Below are 2511 nucleotides of genomic sequence, written 5' to 3'. Positions count from 1 at the left end.
ATTTTAATTGCATTTGTCGCACCGTCCTTTGAGCACCAAATTGATGCCTTCTAATTTAAAATTTTGAGGGATGTTGATGTTTGGAATTTCTGCATCTGTAAGGCAAAAAGTTCGTTTGCATTGTGAGCAACGGAAATGCGTATGCTGTTCTGAAGGATTGCAACTACAACCCGGTTGGCAAACTGTTCTTCTTCGTAATTCACGCCCTGTGCATCGGGTAGCAAGCTGAATAATCCTAAATCGAAATTAGTCGAATGCTCCTGTGGAATAAACTCAAAAAGGTCTTTCGTTGGCAAATCGTCCAATGTATTTGTTTTGGAAACAGGGCTGTTCTGTATTTTTAATTCGGGTTTGTTTCCGTTGTTCCACCAATCGTTGAATACATTAGCTGATAGGTTTCTGTCTAAAGCTGAACCGTTCCAAACACTACGGCTCTCGTGGTCGATAAAAGTTATACCGTAAATCCGTCCGTTGTCGTTTCTGCGAACAACGGTATTAATACCGTGTTCGGTCAATTGTTTTCTAAATTCTATTTCGTTGCTTGTCGTTTCCATACTCACAATTCTTAATGATAAAATTAAACCTATGTGAGCCACGAAACAATATGAAATACAATGCAAAGCACTGAAGAATAACAGTTTATAAACTTCGCTTCAAATGTTTAAAAGTAACGTTTTAGTAACCTTACTTTTGCCAATCGTTGCTTTTTCCTGCTTTTTACCTCATTACCAAAAAATCATAAAACGGCTGTAAAGCCTTTATTTACAACCGTTTTGCCTATTTTTAATCTTTGATGTATATTTACTGAAAATTTATTTTAAAAATAGACTCTTTTTATGTGCCAATAAAATGCAATTATTTAACTCAAGAAAATAATTTAAGCTCTGAAGAACAATCTGAACAAAGATGGAGAGAAATTGAAAAATATGGAGATGGAAATTGCAATTTTAAAAAAAATGGATTCAATGGAGTTTTTAATCGTGCAGGAATTGTAGAAATTGATAAACTTGCTGAAAATTTTGCCTGTAATTTAAGAGAAACTGAAATTGATACAGTTATGCTTGTAAAACTAATTTCAGACAATGGTTCCTCGCCAAATGAAATTGAATACATTTTTTGGTATGAAAATGGTCAAGGTTTCAAAACGGCATTTAAAAATAATAAGAAACATAAACCAACTCAAACAGAGATTGAAAAATATGATTGGGAAGACATTCTCATTTATTACAACCAAAATGTAAAAGGAACAGAATTGAAATTCCCTCAATATTTTATAAGTCATTGGACAAATTTAATTGTTCAATTATATCAAGGAGAAGAATTTTATAGTTACGGAATGCAACTAGCGATAAAAAAAGAAGATGAAGAATTGCCTAATGTAAAGTTTGTAAGATATATTGAACAAAGACTAAATGAAAAATAAAAACATCACATAATAACTAAGTTTTCGTCTTGCCCGAAGGGCTAGAGATGAAACGCTGTTGAACGGAACCGATTTGTTACTGCTCCTATGGATTTATTGTTTTATGTGTTTTAATTTATCAGCAAGTTTTCTTGTAGCCTTCCCATTTTCGGAATAAATAAAAACATACAATTTAATTAAGCGTTTTTTCTAATATAACTTTTCTTAATTCGTTAGGTTTTTTGATTTTAAAACTTCCTGAAATCTCACCTGTACTTACCGTAAGGGTGCCATAATTTAAAATTCTTCCCAGTAAGTTTTGAGAAATATAAATGCCCTCATATTTCTTTAATGAAATATCAAAAACTGTTTTGTTTATTACGCCTTTTCTGAAAGTAAGTTGATTGTCTTTAATGAATATATTTATGCTCAAATTAATAAGCACCTTCCTTATCTGCCATAAAAGAATTAAAAAAGTTGGATAAAACATATACATCAGTGTATAAGTATAATATGCCAATGATAAAATTAATGCCACAGGAATAATTAAAATTGGGATTAAATACACTATCCAATGAACCTCTGCTTTATAGTCAATATCTTTCTCCTCGACTTTTGAGAGAAGTTCTTTTAAACTTCTAAATGGTTTTAAAATCATTTCCATAAAATAGGGTTTAAATATAATAATTTTTTGAATTTTATTAATCTTTGAGTTTTTCTTTCTGCATTTTATAAGTAGGCTTTTATCATACCAAATACCAATAAATGCAAAGCATAGTAGGAGTAATAGATCCTTCCAGTAGGTTTTCCAATTTTCCCGTTATATAAAAGAATTGGTATGAATCCAATGGGAGCAAAGAGCTGAAAGGCAAATATCTTTATACTCCCCAAAAGGCTTAAAATTCCCGTTGCAAAATATTTTGCATTTAAATTTTTAAGTATATAAAATGTGTAAATTACAGCAATGCCATACCATGAATAATCTAATTTTAAAATATGTGCCACTGCCATAGTAATGCAAATTATGATTATTTTATAAAAAATATTTCCTGTCCTTTTATAATATTTTAAACTTAATACAGCTAAAAAGAGCAAGAAAAATATGTTTT

Annotated in this window: 4 protein-coding genes; 1 reads left to right on the top strand and 3 read right to left on the bottom strand. The window is 30.5% G+C overall.

The window, feature by feature from the left end; all coding sequences use genetic code 11:
- Positions 1-50 precede the first annotated feature (50 nt).
- Positions 51-554: a hypothetical protein gene (locus VNJ50_RS01640; RefSeq protein WP_325578427.1), complete on the bottom strand. Its 504-nt coding sequence runs from the start codon at positions 552-554 to the stop codon at positions 51-53.
- Between the two features lie 284 nt (positions 555-838).
- Between VNJ50_RS01640 and VNJ50_RS01635 the strand changes: the two genes are divergently transcribed.
- Positions 839-1423, top strand: coding sequence for a hypothetical protein (locus VNJ50_RS01635; RefSeq protein ID WP_325578425.1), 585 nt, complete (start codon positions 839-841; stop codon positions 1421-1423).
- 172 nt (positions 1424-1595) lie between these two features.
- On the opposite strand, the gene VNJ50_RS01630 is transcribed toward VNJ50_RS01635, so the two are convergent.
- Both VNJ50_RS01630 and VNJ50_RS01625 read right to left on the bottom strand, forming a co-directional pair.
- A complete protein-coding gene (locus VNJ50_RS01630) occupies positions 1596-2066 on the bottom strand; it encodes a PH domain-containing protein (RefSeq protein WP_325578423.1) in 471 nt (156 codons plus the stop codon).
- Between the two features lie 65 nt (positions 2067-2131).
- Positions 2132-2511: TraX family protein (locus VNJ50_RS01625; protein WP_325578422.1), on the bottom strand; the 380-nt coding region annotated here is incomplete at its 5' end.

Origin of the sequence: Gelidibacter sp. (assembly GCF_035577925.1) — a bacterium.
In the GTDB taxonomy this organism is placed as follows: Bacteria; Bacteroidota; Bacteroidia; order Flavobacteriales; family Flavobacteriaceae; genus Gelidibacter.
This window is presented reverse-complemented; position numbering and strand designations above follow the sequence as displayed.